Annotated in this window: 14 protein-coding genes and 1 other RNA gene; 6 read left to right on the top strand and 9 right to left on the bottom strand. The window is 43.8% G+C overall.

Translation table 11 applies throughout. The features are described 5' to 3' along the window. Positions 1–59: 59 nt before the first annotated feature. Both CW735_RS10430 and ssrA read right to left on the bottom strand, forming a co-directional pair. On the bottom strand, positions 60–413 hold the full coding sequence (locus CW735_RS10430; RefSeq protein ID WP_332310076.1) for a tyrosine-type recombinase/integrase: 354 nt from the start codon (positions 411–413) through the stop codon (positions 60–62). Between the two features lie 166 nt (positions 414–579). After that, positions 580–936, bottom strand: a transfer-messenger RNA (tmRNA) gene (gene ssrA / locus CW735_RS10425). 131 nt (positions 937–1,067) lie between these two features. On the opposite strand from ssrA, the gene CW735_RS10420 reads away from it, so the two are divergent. Further along, the gene (locus CW735_RS10420) at positions 1,068–2,306 is read left to right on the top strand and encodes an NADH:flavin oxidoreductase/NADH oxidase family protein (RefSeq protein WP_071979791.1); all 1,239 of its coding nucleotides are present in this window, start codon (positions 1,068–1,070) and stop codon (positions 2,304–2,306) included. A 23-nt stretch (positions 2,307–2,329) separates the two neighbouring features. Here the strand turns inward: CW735_RS10420 and smpB are convergent, their stop codons facing one another. Continuing rightward, positions 2,330–2,809 (bottom strand): SsrA-binding protein SmpB, encoded by a 480-nt coding sequence (gene smpB, locus CW735_RS10415; RefSeq protein WP_071979790.1) that lies wholly within the window; start codon positions 2,807–2,809, stop codon positions 2,330–2,332. 207 nt (positions 2,810–3,016) lie between these two features. Between smpB and CW735_RS10410 the strand changes: the two genes are divergently transcribed. Continuing rightward, positions 3,017–3,448: a type II toxin-antitoxin system RatA family toxin gene (locus CW735_RS10410; RefSeq protein ID WP_071979789.1), complete on the top strand. Its 432-nt coding sequence runs from the start codon at positions 3,017–3,019 to the stop codon at positions 3,446–3,448. Beyond that, complete coding sequence (locus CW735_RS10405) at positions 3,445–3,789, top strand: RnfH family protein (RefSeq protein ID WP_071979788.1); 345 nt, start codon at positions 3,445–3,447, stop codon at positions 3,787–3,789. Before CW735_RS10410 ends, CW735_RS10405 begins: the two co-directional genes overlap by 4 nt. Positions 3,790–3,794: 5 nt before the next feature. Here CW735_RS10405 and CW735_RS10400 read toward each other — a convergent pair whose 3' ends face one another. Together CW735_RS10400 and CW735_RS10395 are read right to left on the bottom strand one after the other, a co-directional pair. Further along, complete coding sequence (locus CW735_RS10400) at positions 3,795–4,274, bottom strand: MarR family winged helix-turn-helix transcriptional regulator (protein ID WP_071979787.1); 480 nt, start codon at positions 4,272–4,274, stop codon at positions 3,795–3,797. Positions 4,275–4,315: 41 nt separating this feature from the next. Then, positions 4,316–6,283, bottom strand: a complete 1,968-nt coding sequence (locus CW735_RS10395; RefSeq protein ID WP_198520968.1) for a BCCT family transporter — start codon at positions 6,281–6,283, stop codon at positions 4,316–4,318. A 339-nt stretch (positions 6,284–6,622) separates the two neighbouring features. On the opposite strand from CW735_RS10395, the gene CW735_RS10390 reads away from it, so the two are divergent. Both CW735_RS10390 and CW735_RS10385 read left to right on the top strand, forming a co-directional pair. Further along, on the top strand, positions 6,623–9,325 hold the full coding sequence (locus CW735_RS10390; RefSeq protein ID WP_100971999.1) for a TonB-dependent receptor: 2,703 nt from the start codon (positions 6,623–6,625) through the stop codon (positions 9,323–9,325). Between the two features lie 103 nt (positions 9,326–9,428). Next, a complete protein-coding gene (locus tag CW735_RS10385; RefSeq protein ID WP_100971997.1) occupies positions 9,429–11,414 on the top strand; it encodes a tetratricopeptide repeat-containing sulfotransferase family protein in 1,986 nt (661 codons plus the stop codon). Between the two features lie 80 nt (positions 11,415–11,494). Here CW735_RS10385 and ppsR read toward each other — a convergent pair whose 3' ends face one another. After that, positions 11,495–12,307: a posphoenolpyruvate synthetase regulatory kinase/phosphorylase PpsR gene (gene ppsR, locus CW735_RS10380; protein WP_100971995.1), complete on the bottom strand. Its 813-nt coding sequence runs from the start codon at positions 12,305–12,307 to the stop codon at positions 11,495–11,497. 262 nt (positions 12,308–12,569) lie between these two features. On the opposite strand from ppsR, the gene ppsA reads away from it, so the two are divergent. Continuing rightward, on the top strand, positions 12,570–14,942 hold the full coding sequence (gene ppsA, locus CW735_RS10375) for a phosphoenolpyruvate synthase (protein ID WP_100971993.1): 2,373 nt from the start codon (positions 12,570–12,572) through the stop codon (positions 14,940–14,942). 126 nt (positions 14,943–15,068) lie between these two features. Here ppsA and CW735_RS10370 read toward each other — a convergent pair whose 3' ends face one another. From CW735_RS10370 to CW735_RS10360, 3 genes are all read right to left on the bottom strand, one after another. After that, entirely contained in the window at positions 15,069–15,290 is a 222-nt protein-coding gene (locus tag CW735_RS10370; protein ID WP_100971991.1) for a PGPGW domain-containing protein, read from the bottom strand. Between the two features lie 169 nt (positions 15,291–15,459). Continuing rightward, positions 15,460–15,918: a GNAT family N-acetyltransferase gene (locus tag CW735_RS10365; protein WP_100971989.1), complete on the bottom strand. Its 459-nt coding sequence runs from the start codon at positions 15,916–15,918 to the stop codon at positions 15,460–15,462. Positions 15,919–15,939: 21 nt separating this feature from the next. Beyond that, positions 15,940–17,052, bottom strand: a complete 1,113-nt coding sequence (locus CW735_RS10360) for a JmjC domain-containing protein (protein ID WP_100971987.1) — start codon at positions 17,050–17,052, stop codon at positions 15,940–15,942. Between the last annotated feature and the right edge of the window lie 41 nt (positions 17,053–17,093).

Below are 17,093 nucleotides of genomic sequence, written 5' to 3'. Positions count from 1 at the left end.
TACTAAAGTATACCTGCAAGTGCTAAAAACATAAGTCACTAGTTTAGATATAATTTTTATCACCTGCAGCTTTGACTTTTTAATACTGCCGCAATGCTTGCCTCAGCGATATAATCACTCCACCATTGCATCATTTCCCGTCTTTGTTCAAGGTACGTTGCTCGGTTGTAGGCAGCTCGCACTTCATTTGAGTCGGAATGGGCGAGTGCAGCTTCTACTACATCATAATTAAAATTATTTTCATTCAATGTGGTGCTAGCTAATGCCCTCAAACCATGGGAAACCAGTCGTTTTTCAAATCCCATTCTCTTGAGCGCAGAGTTAGCGGTTTGAGCATTGGTATGTTTTCTTCTATCTCTGTCTGCAGGGAAAATATATTCAAGTGAACCGCTAATCGGCTTGATTTCCTCCAAGAGTGTAAGCATTTGGGAAGAGAGTGACTTTCGAATACAAGTTCACGACACTTTTGAGCCCTTTTTAGACCCTCAGAGACCGATTGCGTAGAAAGTGATGGTTCGCTGGAAGCAGCGTTGTTAGAAGGATAGAGCGGTCTAGAAGGTTCTAGACCGCATCTGCAATTGGTGGAGCTGGCGGGATTTGAACCCGCGTCCAGAAAATGTCTACCTTTGGTACTACATGCTTAGTTTGTCTTTTCTTTAACTACTTTAGACCCCGACAAACAGGGTTCCTGGTAGCTGTCCTAATACTATTTCGCGGTTCAACCTTAGGAAAGTTTCCCTCGCTAGTTTGCTTATATGACCTTCCAAACCCACGCTAGCAAACTAAGCTGTGGTGGAAGGGCCTATACCGGTTATTAAGCGGCTAGTGCGTAGTTTTCGTCGTTTGCGACTATTTAAAGCGGCTTTTTTAAGAGGCCAGCCGCACCTCTGCATGCACCTCCGGCTTCCTAGATCCTGTCGAATCCTAATCAGCCCCGAGTGTGATTGCAGAGTATAACATAACTAGAATGAGGTTAAACGCTTCTTTTATAAAATCGCTTTCAAAAGATGCATTTATAATCGATAAGCTTTAATATGCCAGTCTAATAATCTTCATTTGTGTTGTGCATGCCTTCAAACTCAATTCTATATTCACCTTATACATTGCCCTGCGGTAAAACAGTTAGAAATAGACTGGTTAAAGCAGCAATGGAAGAAAATATGTCGAGCTATGGTTGTCTTCCGGGGGAATCGCTGTTTTCTCTTTACCGCTATTGGGCTCACGGCGACTTGGGAATGGTCATAACCGGCAATGTTATGGTAGACAAAGAAGCCATGACCGGCCCTGGTGGCGTAGTATTAGAAAAAGATACGCCCTTAGCACCGTTTGAGAGATGGGCAAAGATTATAAAGTCCAATGGTGCCCTGGCTGTTATGCAAATTAATCATCCTGGGCGACAAGTATTTAAAGCAATGCAGGGCAAAGCAATTGCTCCATCTGCTATTCCTTTAGATATGGGTAAGCATTCCAAGCTTTTTGCCGAGCCTAGAGAAATGACGTGCCAAGATATCCACGACGTATGCAAGCGCTTCGTTGAAACCGCAAAACAAGCTGAAAAAGCTGGCTTCGATGGGGTTGAGGTGCATGCGGCGCACGGCTATTTACTTACTCAGTTTCTTTCACCGCTCACAAATCAACGACAAGACGAGTGGGGTGGGTCTATTATTAACCGTGCTCGTCTGCTTATTAATATAGTGAGCCAAATTAGAGCGGTGTGCGCCAAAGACTTTATTGTGATGGTGAAGCTTAATTCAGCAGATTTCCAAAAAAATGGATTTTCTTTCGATGATGCCAGCGAAGTGGTAAACCGATTAGAAGCGCTGGGTGTGGATGTTGTTGAGCTATCAGGGGGCAGTTACGAAGCTCCCGCTATGCAGGGACAAACAAAAGACAATACAACACTCGCGCGAGAGGCCTATTTTTTAGAGTTTGCCAAAACCCTTGAAAGCCAAACTCAGATTCCTTTGATGACAACAGGTGGTATTAAGCGAGCGGAAATTGCCGAACGAGTTATTCAAGAAGGATGTGAGCTTGTTGGGTTGGCCAGTGCGTTAGCTATCACGCCCAATTTGGCGAAAAAGTGGCAGCAAGAGTGGACTTACTCTGGCGTTATTCCACACTGTACGTGGAAAGATAAATCATTAGCAAGCTTGGCTAATATGGCTATTGTTAGGCGTCAATTGCGCCGGCTGGGTAACGATTTAACCACGTTAAGAAGTCCGTCACCGTTGTGGAGCTTAGTGTTAGATTTAGTACATCGCAAGAAAATGACTAAGCGAGATGTGGCTTATAGAAGTGAAAAGTAACTGATGAAATGAAAAACACAGCGTTAAACGCTGTGTTTCATCATTCTTTCTTTCTGGCGCTGCCAATCTTTGTCTTTCAATGAGTCGCGCTTATCGTGAGCATGTTTACCTTTCGCAAGGTGAATCTCTAATTTTACCCAGCACTTTTTCCAGTACATAGATGTAGCGACAATAGAGTACCCCTGCCTATCTCTCGCGCCCATTAAGCGATCTATTTCTCGTTTGTTCAGCAACAGCTTACGCGCTCTTTCAGGCGCAGCAATAACGTGGGTAGACGCTTGGCTTAGTGGACTTATTCTACACCCAACAAGATATGCCTCTGCATTTTGAATAATGATGTAGGCATCGGTAATATTCACCTTACCAGCGCGTATACTCTTTATCTCCCATCCCTGAAGCTCTAAGCCGGCTTCAAATTTGTCCTCTAAAAAGTAGTCGTGACGCGCTTTTTTGTTCTGCGCGATATTTCCGGTGGTATTTTTGTTTGCTTTATTCTTTTTCATGAGCGCTATTATACTGATAGTGTGAATAAATGTCTTTAAATGTGTCGCACAAATTTGCGCTTGGTGCGTTTTAGATTTCAACGCTACAAACAATGAATACGAACAAAATTATAAGTAAGACTTAATGGGAAATGTGATTTGGGATCTAAAAAGATAGAAAATAACTGTGATATAATTTTTAAATTAATCATAGTGTCAGATAAATAAATGCCAAGTATTCACCGAAGCGCGCTGGTAGCACATAGCGCAGAAGCCATGTTTGAACTTGTGAATGACGTTGAATCTTATCCAGCGTTTTTACCAGGTTGTGCAGACAGCAAAATTCTAAACAGTGACGAACAAGCCATGAGCGCGTCGTTGCTGGTATCAAAAGCGGGTATTAAACAGTGGTTCACCACTGAAAACACCTTGTTTCCTAATGAGCGTATTGAAATGCGGCTGGTAGATGGACCATTTCGCTCACTCTCCGGCGGTTGGACGTTTTCTGCGCTTTCGGATGAGGCGTGTAAGATCGAATTGAATCTACAGTTTGAGTTTGCCAACAAGCTAGCAGAGATGGCGTTTGGAAAAGTGTTTAATAGTTTAGCCTCTAGCATGGTTTCAGCGTTTACCGAGCGAGCAAGGACTGTTTACGCATGAGCAACTCGCTAATCACTATAGAAGTTGCTTACGCACTACCTACTAAGCAATCGTTAGTCAGTATTGCGATAGACAAAGATGCAACAGTGGAGGAGGCAATTCACGCCTCTAACATCCTAAATGAATACCCTGATATTGATTTAACAAAAACCAAAGTAGGAGTGTGGAGCCGCGTTGTTAGGCTAAAAGACACCTTAATAGATGGCGATAGAATTGAAATTTACAGACCGTTAATTGCCGACCCGAAAGAAATTAGAAAACGACGTGCAGAAAAAGCTAAGGAAGAGGGAAGAGCGGACAAAATTACCGGCGGTAAACCCAACCCTCTCAAAGCAAAGTAACGCTGTTACAAGGTTTTATCTGAAATGCTTCCCAATTCAAGAAATGGTGAAGCATCAATGTTTTCAGCATCCATCATGGTTGCTATGCGTTGCATAGTGGCTACCATCTGGCTTTGTTCCCACTCTTTTAGCTGAGAGAAGCGCTCAACGAAATGCTCTTGCAGAGGACGTGGTGCGTCTTTTACCGCCTCTTTGCCACGCTCGGTAAGAAACACGCCCACTTTGCGCTTATCTTTGGTGCTTCTAATTCTCGTAGCAAGATCACGAGATTCTAGTCTGTCTAAGATATTCGTGATGGTGGCTGGGCTTAAATTAATGTTTTCTGCAATCTCGCGAACCATAATACCAGGCCGCTCTTCTATATTTTGCATAACAAGCAACTGTGGACCTGTTAGGCCCACGTGCTTGCTAAGTTGTTTACTACGCAAGTCAACGGCGCGTATAACGCGCCGCAGTGCAACAAGCAATTCTTCTTCTTTTCGCATATTTTTTCCAACAAATGCGTAACCTCAGTGATTAACTGATGTTACTTAAGCAAATGAATAAAGTGCTGGTGTTTGTGATAGTGATCGATAACGTCATTAATGACGGACAGCTTCGACCAACCCATAATATCGTAGTTCTGACCGCCTTCACTAAGGTGAACTTCCGCGCGATAATACGTTTGTTGTGCCCTACCGTCTACTTCTTCTTCTGACGGTGCAAACTCAGGCTGCTCTGTAGATGTGGGATAAACCGCATAAATAAAGTCTGGATCATTACCCATAGTCACTCTAAGAATAAGTGCTTCATCGGTATCTTCCAAAACTACATCAAAGTGCTGTTCTTTAAACTCTTTACCAACTTCTTCCATTGCAGGCTTGGCAACTTTTCGAAGGAAGCGGCGAACAACTTCTTCATCAGGAAACGACACGATATTTTCTAGACGCTCTTTCCAGTTTTTATCACCGTCGCTGTGTTGCGGTGTTCCCGCGAGAACTTGCAAGCTTTCTCGCTTGTACCCTTCAACTCGAAGCGCTTTGAGCAATCCAAACATTGCAATAAGAAGCACAATAGCAAAAGGCAATGCGGCAGCAATCGTCATGGTTTGCAGTGCACCAAGACCGCCAGCGTAAAGTAATACCGCACTTACTACTCCCACGCCTATGGCCCAATAGATACGTTGCCAAATGGGCGTGTCGTTACGGCCGTGAGAGCAAAGCATATCAACAACCATTGCGCCGGAGTCGCAAGAGGTTACGAAGAACACAATTACCATGAGTACGGCAATAAAGTTAAGCACAGCAGAGTATGGGAATTGCTCTAAGAACACAAACAGTGCAACGGCACTATCTTCGTTCACCATAGTCGCCAGTACTTCTTGACCCTGCGACATAACTTGGTCTATCGCGCTGTTGCCAAACACCGTCATCCAAAACAGAGTGAATGCCGAAGGGATAAGAAGCACACCTAAGATGAATTCTCGAATTGTTCTACCGTAAGAAATTCGGGCAATAAATAGTCCCACAAACGGAGCCCATGCTAGCCACCAGCCCCAATAGAAAATAGTCCAACCACCAATCCAGTCGGTTTTGTCATAGGCAAACAAATTAAATGTATTTCTTACAATGTCTGCAAGATAAGCGCCGGTGTTTTGCATGAAGGCTTGTAGCAAGAACACGGTCGGCCCTAGGATAAGCACTATCAATAACAGCGCTATCGCTAAAACCATGTTGGTTTCTGACAGTCTGCGAATTCCTTTATCGAGACCGGTTGTAACGGATATAACAGCTAAGCCAACTACACCCGCCATAATGGCAATTTGAACACCTGTATTCGAGGGAAGACCAAACAGATAGTTAAAACCAGCATTTACCTGCGAAGCACCTAAGCCTAGAGAGGTCGATACACCGAACACTGTCGATGTAACAGCAAAGATATCTACAATGTGACCGGGCCAGCCGTAAATCTTGTCGCCAATTATTGGGTATAATGCAGAACGAAGAGTAAGTGGTAAATTTTGTCTGTACGCAAAGTAGCCTAGGATCAAAGCAACAATGGCATAAATAGCCCAAGCGTGAATACCCCAATGGAAGAAAGTCATTTTCATCGACTCTCTCACCGCATCTATTGTACCCGGATCTGCCGTTGGTGGGGCGAGGTAGTGCATGAGAGGTTCGGCAACGCCAAAGAACATCAACCCTATCCCCATACCCGCTGCAAAAAGCATACTGAGCCACGTTGGGAATCCAAACTCAGGCACAGCATGGTCTGGGCCTAGTTTTATTTCTCCATAGCGTGACATACCTAGATAAACCACAAAGATAACAATAACAGCTACCGCAAAAACGTAAAACCAACTGCCGTTGGACACGATCAGCGCTTGAGTCGCTTGGAATACTGTATCTGCAAGAGAAGGCGCCAATGCCGCGAATGCTAAGAGGCAAAGTATTATCGCAGACGATGAGTAGAACACCGCTTTGTTTAAGGGAGATTTGTTTTCATCTTCAATCACGCAGATTTCATCCTTCCACATCTAGTTAAATAATGACTATTAGCTGCAAATATACCGTAAACCACGCTTATGATAAACATGTGTTTAAATTATTAGCTTTGAATGCACTATGCTTCCTCGTCTTCACTTTACACTGTCTGTTTATCCGCAATAGTCTGCTGAAAGCCGTATTTTATTAGCCATTAGTTTATATTTGCCGTGTTTTTGCGTGAAACTTAATCGTTAGAGTAGAAATTATTTGCCGTTTGTGGGTTAATAGATGTGATCTTTTTGATATGTGTTTCAAGTAAACACTATCCGAAGAAAAAAAACCAATATACTCAAAGGGAAAACACAAATATGCGAAAAACTCAGCTTAGCTGTGCGATCGTCGCTGCATTGGCATCAACATCTATAGCCGCGCAGGAGTCGGAAGCACCCGCAAAACTCGAAACTATTGAAGTAACGGCAACGAAACGAGCGGAGTCTATTCAAGACGTGCCAGTAGCGGTGTCTGCACTTAATGGTAAAGCGCTTGAAAATTTAGGCATCGACAACTTCCAAGAGTACGTTGAGTTCTTACCTAACGTCGTGTTCCAAGGCACAGGTCCTGGACAAAACGAAATATATATTCGCGGTGCAGCGACAACACAATCAAACATCATGTTGTCTTCAGTACAAGCACTGCAACCATCTGTAGCGTTTTATTTAGACGAAATGCCGGTTTCAATGGCTGGTCGTAACCTTGATGTGTACGCTACTGACGTAGAGCGTGTAGAGGTTCTTCCTGGGCCACAAGGCACACTATTTGGTGCTAGCTCACAGGCTGGTACTATTCGACTTATCACTAATAAACCAGATCACGCAGGCTTTGCTGCGGGTTTTGACACCAACATCGGTTTCACCAAAGACGGTGAAATGAGTAACTCTGTTGAAGCCTACTTCAACATGTCACTTACCGACGATTTAGCGGTTCGCGTAGCTGCATACAACGACCAGCAAGGTGGTTGGATCGATAACGTGAGAAACGTTCCAGGCGAGGGTGGCTATATTGGAAGTGCGGTAGTTGTTGACCGTATTTCAGGTGGCGTACTTGCCGATCCAGTTGGCATGGATGCGAATCGCATCACCAATCCAAATATCAATTCAAGCTCTGAAGCGGCGGTTGTCTCTCCGCAAAACGAAGCGCTTGTTGAAGAAGACTTCAACGACGCAGTTTATTCCGGTGCGCGTTTTGGTCTGTCATACCACATTAATGACGACTGGGATTTATTGGTACAACACACTCAACAAACACTAGATACTGAAGGTGTTTTTGCTTACGACCCAACGCTTGAAGGCGAAACGTCTGCTATTCGCTTCCAGCCAGACGAAAACAGAGACGAGTTTGGCCTTACAACGTGGACAGTTGAGGGGCGTTTAGACAAGCTAGACGTGGTTTATACCGGCGGCTATTTAGACCGTGAAATCGACACGCTAGCTGACTACACTGGCTATACAAACGGCGGTTTGTTCTCGGCATATTACCTGTGTAACCACTACGATACACCTGACAACGCTGCTGACGAGCGTTGTTTAGACCCTACTAAGTATTACAAAGAAGATACGTCTTCAACTCGTAATACGCATGAGCTGCGCTTCAACACTACCATGGACACTCCATGGCGCGTAACTGCTGGTTTATTTTACGACGAACAAGAAGTAGCGACTGTTGGCCAGTTTAAAATTGCTAACACGGAAATGAGCACATTTGGTTTTGATAATCTTCAGCGTACGTTAGTAGGTAACGAAGGTATCAACAGTGACGGTGGTCCATTCCCATCTGAAGTAAGCTTTGTAAACGACATCACTCACACGATTGAACAAATCGCTGTGTTTGGACAAGTTGAGTACGACCTTACTGAAAAGCTAACGGCCAGCCTAGGTGCTCGCTGGTATCAAATTGATGACATCTACGTGGGCTCAACGTCTACTGTTGACGTGACACGCCGAATTCGCGCTTTTGGTACACAAAACCCTGATGAACTTGCTGCTGTTGGCTTAGATCCTGAAGCGGTTAACGCAGCAATTCAGAGCGGTCAGTTAGAAACAGATCTTCTTGATGACAACGGTGTGCTTACTGTTGACGATACTATCTTCAAGTTTTCACTAGATTACAAAGTGAATAAAGATGTGCTTGTTTTTGCAAACTACTCTGAAGGTTTCCGTCCGCCAGTTACCAACCGTGTTGGTGGTGGTTTGTCAACAAACCAAGAAGGCAAGTTTAACAACTTCCGTATTCCAGTTTACTCAACTACGGATACGCTAGATAACTACGAACTTGGTCTGAAAGGCGACTTCTTCGATGGTCTATTCCGTGTTAATGCTACTGCGTATTACTCAGAAATTACTGACCTTCAAACATCTCGTTACGACCCCACTAACATCTCATTCTTGGTATTCACCGACAACGTTGGTGATGCAGAGATTAAAGGTCTAGATGCAGATTTAACATGGCTTGCCACTGACGACTTAGTGATTAATGCTGCATTTAGCTTACTAGATACAGAATTAACAAGCGTTAACTCTGAGCTTGAGGGCATTGCTGCAGGTGTAGGTTCACAATTACCTTACTCTTCGGAGTTCTCTGGTAACATTAACGCGCGATATTTCTTCGAGTTAGAAGGCGGTAAACGTGGTTATGTTAACGGCTCTGTAAGCTACACAGGTGATCGTTATGCGGGTATGGTAATGGACGCTTTTGTAATGGAAGACGCTACTCAAAACATTTATGGCACGGGTTCTGGTCTTAAAATAGAACAAGAAGCAGCCGTATATGAAGGTGTAACATACGCAGATTCAAACGGCGAAACCTTCCGTGGCGGCCGCTATGTTCAAGAGTCTTACTTCCTTGCTAACTTGGCAGTTGGTGTAACTAACGATGTTTGGAAAGCTGAACTGTACATTGATAATCTATTCGATGAGCGAGCAGTGTTAAACATTGATACACAACAATTTACGCCGAAAGTAGTAACGAATAGACCTCGTACTATCGGAATGCGTTTCTCATACGACTATTATTAAGATAGTTAGCGTTTGATACATTGGTTGCAAAACCATAGGTAAAATTTAAAACGGCAAACTTTTTGAGTTTGCCGTTTTTTGCGTTTTTAGGCATGCTGTATAAATGAAAATAGAAGAACAACAATTATTCTCCAACATTAAAAAAAGCCTGATGCAGTCACAGCATCAGTCTGTAATCACTCAGTGCAGCAGTTTACTCAGCCCCAGCGCAGACGAAAACGGTGCAAATTCAGACACTGGCTTGAGTGCTGAGGCAAAGCGTGAGGCGTTGTATCTACTTGCCGTGGCTTATCGATTGTCTGGAAGTACTCAAAATGCTATTTCGACACTTGATAACTTAGTGGCTTTATTCCCAGATTACGGAAGGGCATTCCAAGAGTTGGGTTACTGTTATTTAAAGGTTGATGATAAAAAAGCTGCTCATAGCTTTTATCAAGCAACGCGTTTTAACCCCGCGCTACTTGCGTCGTGGCAGCAGCTAGAAAAGGTGTACAAAAAAGACAAGCAAGAACAAGCGCTTTTACTCTGTCAGCAGCAAATTCAATTTTTGTCCTCATTACCCAAGCCGCTGCTTGGTGCTACCGATTTAATGCATGAAGGCCAGCTTCACAAAGCTGAGCAAGTATGCCGTCAATTTCTTTCAGCCAACAAACATCATCCAGAAGCAATGATGCTGCTAGCAGAGTTAGGTATTCAGTTAAAAGTGTATAGCGATGCAGAATTCTTATTAGAAAGCTGTGTAGAGATGTACCCAGAAAATGATAGAGCAGCCGCTTCGTTTCAAAGTCTTTTGTCTAAACTTGGTAAGTTTCCAGAAGCCGTTGAACTTGCTAAGAAACGCCTAGCCCAAAGCCCTGATAACTTTACTGTACAGGTATCGCTAGCCCATGCGTTAGTAGGTGTAGGTAAGTTAGATGATGCGATAGCAATATATCGGGAATTATTGGCTAAAAATGACGACCGCCCCGCATTATGGGTGGCACTAGGCCATGCATTTAAGGCAAAAGGCGATATGCAAGAGGCTGTTTCAGCTTACGAAAAATCTACTCGCTATGCGGCAGATTTTGGCGATGCCTATTGGAGTTTAGCAAATACCAAAACCTATCGTTTCGATGATGAAACTATAGAGAAAATGGTGGGCCAAGAGTCTTTAGAGTCAACTAAACTGGATGATAAAATTCATTTATGTTTTGCCCTTGGCAAAGGCTATGAAGACAGAAAGGACGCGAAAACTGCTTTTCATTATTACCAAAAAGGTAACTCACTCAAAAAGCGCACCATTCAGTTTGATATAGGCAGAACCGAGGCCGCATTAGACGCTCAGAAGCGCGCGTTTTCTCAAAGTAGCTTCAACAATACTCAGGGGTGCCAAGCCCAAGATCCTATTTTTATCGTCGGCCTTCCTCGTGCAGGTTCAACCTTACTTGAACAAATATTTGCGTCGCATTCCATGGTAGATGGCACTATGGAGCTTCACGATATCTTAGGAATAGCGTCGTCGTTGAGTCACAAGAAAACGCCTTATCCGTTTAATGTCACAGAATTAGACGATGATGCCTGCAGAGACTTAGGGCAGAAGTACATAGAACAGACACGTGCTTACCGACAGGGAGCGCCGTTCTTTATTGATAAAATGCCGAATAACTTTATTCATATCGGGCTAATCAAAAAGATTCTGCCTAATGCGAAGATTATTGATGCGCGCAGAGCGCCAATGGACTGCTGTTTTAGCGGCTTTAAACAGCTATTTGGCGAAGGTCAGGAGTTTAGTTACGGTCAAGAAGATATCGGTCGTTATTACGTGGCTTACGAATCGTTAATGGACCATTGGAAAGCAGTATTGCCTAATCAGGTTTTAACGGTTCAACATGAGGATGTACTTGAAGATTTGGAAGGGCAAGTAAAAAGGCTGCTATCGTTTTGTGGGCTGCCCTTTGAAGAAGCGTGTCTATCGTTTTACGAGACAAAACGTGTGATAAAAACTCCAAGTTCTGAGCAAGTTCGTCAGCCAATCTACAAAACTGGAATGCAGCAGTGGAAGCCTTTCGAACCTTATCTTGATGAGCTTAAGCAGGCGCTTTCGAGTTAACCTTTTAGGCTTGCGTTTGTCGGTTAACGCATTAGATAACAGAATAAGTAACCGCGTTAACCGACGATAAAAACCTTATATTAATATTTACGACGTTTTAATCCTGTCTCGGCCAAGATTTTGGCCGAGATTTCTTCTATTGAATACTTTGTACTATTGAGAAACGGGATCTTTTCTTTCCGGTACAAGTTTTCAACTTCTCTTAGTTCCATACGGCATTGCTGCATTGATGCGTATTTACTATTCGCTCTTCGCTCAGAACGTATTTGGTGTAATCGCTCGGGCTGTATAGTTAAACCAAATAGCTTGTTTTTATATCGTCTTAAAGCGGACGGTAACTTAAGCATATCCCCCATATCCTCTTCGGTAAAAGGGTAATTGGCAGCTTTTATCCCAAACTGAAGGGCTAAATACAAACTTGTGGGCGTTTTACCCGAGCGAGATACGCCGGTAAGAATAATATCGGCTTCATCATAATCTTTTAAATTAGAGCCATCGTCGTTAGCAAGTGCATAATTTACCGCTTCGATACGAATATCGTAGGTGGTTTCATGAATACTGTGGGTGCGATGTTTTTCCGGTTTAGACGGTACTCCGAGAACTTTTTCGAGCGGCGCGACAAATTGGTCTAGAAAATTGTAATTGATACCCACTGATTTCGAGATGATTTTGCGAATATCTACATTCACAATTGTATAAAAAACGAGCGGCCTTTCTCCGGTATCTTGAAAACTTTCAGAAATTTTATCTAAAACTTTGTAAGCGTGTTCCTCAGTTTCAACGAATGGAATGGTGTTGTGGTTAAACTCGACCGGAAATAATGAGAGCAGGGCGTGTCCAAACACCTCTGACGTTATGGCTGTACCATCTGAAATATAAAAAGCTGTTCGCACAACATATCCTTAACATTGTCGTAATTTAATTACAGAATTAATAAAGAGTTTACATTCTTAATAACCCCATTCTATGATGATTTCATCGAAAAGCCAGATGCTTATCGCGAATGACGTTTATAAGTTGAATATATCTGTCGGCGCGTTTATTACTCTGCCAATTAACTTTCGATTAACGAATTAATTCATTCCAGATAATAAAAGCAATAAAGTCTGGAATTAACCTCATACCCTACACAAAAAAAAGCGGGAGGCTTGGGCTGTGCAAGATTACGTACTTTGGTATCAAGAACTGGGCATGCACGATGTGGGTCGCGTAGGCGGCAAAAATGCATCATTGGGCGAGATGATTTCAAACCTTTCAAACGCCGGTGTGCAGGTGCCAGGTGGCTTTGCAACAACCGCTGAAGCATTTAATGCATTTTTAGAACAAAGTGGATTGGAAGCGAGAATACACGAAACGCTTGATGCGTTAGATGTAGATGACATTGGTGCACTTACTGAAGCTGGCAAGAATATTCGCCAGTGGATTATCGATACGCCGTTCCAACCTGAACTGGAAGAAGCAATTCGCGAAGCCTTCGTTACGCTCCAAGGCGATGCGGGTGACGAAGCCTCTTTTGCAGTGCGTTCATCTGCAACAGCAGAAGATATGCCAGACGCTTCGTTTGCGGGTCAGCAAGAAACCTTCCTAAACGTGAAAGGTTACGACTCGGTAATGATAGCGATAAAGCATGTATTTGCCTCGCTATTCAACGACCGTGCTATTTCTTATCGCGTTCACCAAGGCTACGATCACAAGGGCGTTGCGCTCTCTGCGGGTATCCAACGCATGGTGCGCAGTGACATAGCTTCTTCAGGCGTTATGTTCACCATCGATACCGAGTCTGGTTTTGAAGACGTTGTATTTATCACAAGCTCTTATGGCTTAGGTGAAATGGTAGTGCAGGGTGCGGTTAACCCAGACGAGTTCTATGTTCACAAGCCAACCCTTGATAAAGGATTGCCTGCCATTGTGCGTCGTAACATTGGTAGCAAACTGACTAAAATGATCTATTCCGATGACGAAGCTCACGGTAAACAAGTCTCAATCGTCGATATCGAGCCAAGCCAAAGCAAAACATTTTCTTTGTCAGACGGCGAAGTGATGGAGCTTGCAAAACAAGCGCAAATTATTGAAAAGCATTACAAACGTCCTATGGATATTGAGTGGGCCAAAGACGGTGTTGACGGAAAGCTGTATATCGTTCAAGCACGTCCGGAGACTGTTCGTAGCCGCGAAGACTCTCAAAGCATTGAGCGTTTCCAACTCAAGGGGCAAAGCAATATCGTTTGTGAGGGCCGAGCCATTGGTCATAAAATAGGCGCAGGCGTTGCCAAGGTACTTGGCTCTATAGAAGAAATGGATAAGATCCAGGCCGGAGACGTTTTAGTTACCGACATGACTGACCCAGACTGGGAGCCAATCATGAAAAAAGCCTCGGCCATTGTAACCAATCGCGGTGGACGTACATGTCACGCAGCTATTATTGCCCGAGAGCTTGGTATTCCTGCTGTTGTAGGCTGTACTAATGCAACAGATAGCATTGCTAACGGAGACAAAATTACAGTGTCTTGCGCCGAAGGCGATACAGGATACATCTACGGTGATGAGCTTGAGTTCGATGTAGTGACTTCACGTATCGATTCAATGCCAGATTTACCGCTTAAGGTGATGATGAATGTGGGTAATCCAGATCGTGCCTTTGATTTTGCACGTCTTCCTCACGCAGGTGTTGGTCTTGCTCGTTTAGAGTTTATTATTAACCGCATGATTGGTGTACACCCTAAGGCACTGCTGAATTTTGACAGCCAGCCTGAAGAGTTGAAAGAAGAAATAACCGACATGATTGCGGGTTATGAATCACCTACTGAATATTATATCGAAAAACTAGTTGAAGGGATTTCTTCGATTGGTGCCGCTTTTGCACCTGAAAAAGTAATTGTACGCATGTCAGACTTTAAGTCGAATGAGTATTTCAACCTTGTGGGCGGTTATCAATATGAGCCAGATGAAGAAAACCCAATGCTTGGTTTCCGTGGCGCTAGCCGTTATATATCTGAAGACTTCAGAGATTGCTTCGCACTGGAGTGTGAAGCGATAAAACGCGTTCGAGACAAAATGGACCTAACAAATGTGGAAATTATGATCCCATTTGTGAGAACGGTGGAAGAGGGGCGTAAAGTTATTGAGTTGCTTGAAGAGCAGGGGCTTAAGAAAGGCGATAAAGGCCTACGCATTATCATGATGTGCGAATTACCCTCTAATGCACTTCTTGCCGACCAGTTCTTGGATATTTTTGATGGCTTCTCTATCGGTTCCAACGACCTTACACAGTTAACGTTAGGTCTCGACCGTGACAGTGGACTTATTGCTCATTTATTTGATGAACGCGATGAAGCAGTAAAAGCCTTGCTATCAATGGCCATAAGAGCTGCCAAGAAACGTGGCAAATACGTCGGAATTTGTGGCCAAGGGCCATCAGATCACGAAGATTTTGCCGCATGGCTAGTGGCCGAAGGCATTGACTCTGTATCACTAAACCCAGATTCAGTTGTTGAAACCTGGCTATACCTTGCTGAGAAGCATGGTTAAAAGCACATCTACAAAAGTATTTGCTTAATACGTTATGAAAGCCGCTCTGAAAGAGCGGCTTTTTTGATTGTTCTATTTTTGACCCCATTAAGCAAAGCTCAGTATCCACTAGCTGACTTTAGTGTTTTAAAACTTTTTGAGTTTTCTCATAAGCATAAAGCGGTCTAGTTTTTTGGCACCATAGGTCATCGACTTCTGACTTATTTTCAGCCAACCTCGTGCTCGACGCCAATCGTAACTTAGAAGAACCAGCCCTGAAATCACTAGGAGTATAGAGCCTGGCAATAGTGTAAGGATAATGCCACTGATGAGTAGCAAGGCACCAAATGTGAGACGTAAAGCTTTCATTTTTGCGATGTCCTCAAGAAAACGCGCATGTGAATGCGCCAAGCTTATATATTGTGTCTATTCGAATCAGTTGCCAAGGCTTAAAATGTAACCATTTGTACGTGATGCATACGATGCGCAAGAAATGCATGAGTGTAAACGTGTGGCTAATGCAATCAGTGAATTGTATTCAGTGTATTTGTTCTACGTCGGGAAATGGGAATTGCTTTGCTTCGCATTGCAGACGCTGGCGGGGAACGCCGGCGTCCATAAAAACTCTACCGTATGGCTTGAACCCTAGGGAGCGGTGGTAGGAAACACTGTCGAGGTTACACACTACGTTTATCTTCGGAAAAGACTGCTTTTTAGCACAGTCAATTAATGTTGCAAACAAGGTTTTATATACCAGCAGTGTACGATGGCTGCGATTTACCGCTATTCTTCCAAGCTCTCCAGTTTGAGTAAGCCTGCCGGTAGCTATTGCCTTGTCGGTATCATCAAAAATAACGACATGCGTAGCAGTTTCGTCCTGCGAATCAAATTCATTGGTTTGCGGAATTCGCCACTCTACAACAAAAACGCTTTCTCGCAGTGATTGAACAAGTATCTTTCCTTGTTCCCAATCGACGGTTCGTACCGTAAATGTCATAGCTTAGAGTGCCTCGTGTGGCTATTCCCAATATCCATTATTAATAAGTGTAGCCAATGTCTGTAAAAACGCAAAAGAGGGGGCATCTTGGCACGAACTGGCGTTGAAATTGCCACCCGACGCTAATAGCCGATACCACTCTGCATCATTCTCACCAATATCAAAACGACTGCCGTTCACGTAAAGGGCATAGGGCAAACCGTCTTTTCCGTCACATAGAAGTGCTCTTACGCCGGGTGCTGGTTGAAAGCCAATTCCCGATGCGAGGTCGTTTGATACTTGTTCTATGGTTACTTCTTGTTCCAAAGGAAACTCAGGTATACCTTGCTCACTCATAGCTTCCAATAACGCTTGGGTAAAATGATCAGATTGAATTGCATCGATAAGCTGTTGCTTCAATGCTTTTACGTCTGAAGATGCTACGACTGCTGGAGATGAAGCCGCTAACCTACTTGGATCGCTGAAGCGATGGTTTGCAAAGCCTTTATCTAACATCATGGCGAGACTTTCCGCCAACTGCAGGTTGTCAGGGGCACGATACCCAACGGAGTAGGTGAGGCTATCTTCTATTGTCATACCGTCGTGAGGCCAGCCTGGTGGAACATAAAGCACATCGCCCGGCATAAGGACTTCATCGATGATGGGCGAAAAGCCCTCTATTTGCCTAAGTTTCGGGTGGGGCAGTACTTCTGCGTAGTCGCCCGGCTCGCCCACTCGCCACCGTCTAGAGCCTTTACCTTGTATTAAGAATACATCGTATTGGTCTATGTGGGCACCAACCCCTGCACCTTGAGTGGCAAAGCTCACCATAAGATCATCTAAACGCCAGTGGGGAATAAATGAGAAAGGAGAGAGCAGTGGTTGAACATCGGCGATGTATTTATCAACGCTCTGTACCAGAAGAGTCCACTGGCCTTGGCACGCTTTTTCAAAATCGGCAATTGGGCCGGTCTCTACCTGCCATTTGTTGTTCTTGCGACTTATTACTCTACTGTCTATCTCACTTTCTTGAGCAAGCCCAGCCAGGTCGTTCTCATCGATAGGATCGACAAACTCAGTAAAAAAGCCTTTTAAAACGACAGGCTTTTTCTGCCAGTATTCGCTAAGAAACGTGTCGATATTGAATGATTGCATTGCGGCCTAACCTTAAAAAAAGAAAGAATATGAAAAATAAA

Source organism: Alteromonas sp. MB-3u-76, from assembly GCF_002831605.1.
In the GTDB taxonomy this organism is placed as follows: Bacteria; Pseudomonadota; Gammaproteobacteria; order Enterobacterales; family Alteromonadaceae; genus Alteromonas; species Alteromonas hispanica.
Note: the sequence above shows the minus strand (reverse complement) of the source record. Positions and strands in the feature narration are given on the sequence as shown.

Bases quoted from the DNA above. Each gene is read 5' to 3' on its own strand.
- CW735_RS10365 (WP_100971989.1), bottom strand. From the start codon at position 15,918: ATGACATTTACGGTACGAACCGTCGATTGGGAACAAGGAAAGATACTT.
- CW735_RS10405 (WP_071979788.1), top strand. From the start codon at position 3,445: ATGAGCAACTCGCTAATCACTATAGAAGTTGCTTACGCACTACCTACT.
- CW735_RS10420 (WP_071979791.1), top strand. From the start codon at position 1,068: ATGCCTTCAAACTCAATTCTATATTCACCTTATACATTGCCCTGCGGT.
- CW735_RS10390 (WP_100971999.1), top strand. From the start codon at position 6,623: ATGCGAAAAACTCAGCTTAGCTGTGCGATCGTCGCTGCATTGGCATCA.
- smpB (WP_071979790.1), bottom strand. From the start codon at position 2,809: ATGAAAAAGAATAAAGCAAACAAAAATACCACCGGAAATATCGCGCAG.
- CW735_RS10410 (WP_071979789.1), top strand. From the start codon at position 3,017: ATGCCAAGTATTCACCGAAGCGCGCTGGTAGCACATAGCGCAGAAGCC.
- CW735_RS10370 (WP_100971991.1), bottom strand. From the start codon at position 15,290: ATGAAAGCTTTACGTCTCACATTTGGTGCCTTGCTACTCATCAGTGGC.
- CW735_RS10400 (WP_071979787.1), bottom strand. From the start codon at position 4,274: ATGCGAAAAGAAGAAGAATTGCTTGTTGCACTGCGGCGCGTTATACGC.
- CW735_RS10360 (WP_100971987.1), bottom strand. From the start codon at position 17,052: ATGCAATCATTCAATATCGACACGTTTCTTAGCGAATACTGGCAGAAA.
- CW735_RS10385 (WP_100971997.1), top strand. From the start codon at position 9,429: ATGAAAATAGAAGAACAACAATTATTCTCCAACATTAAAAAAAGCCTG.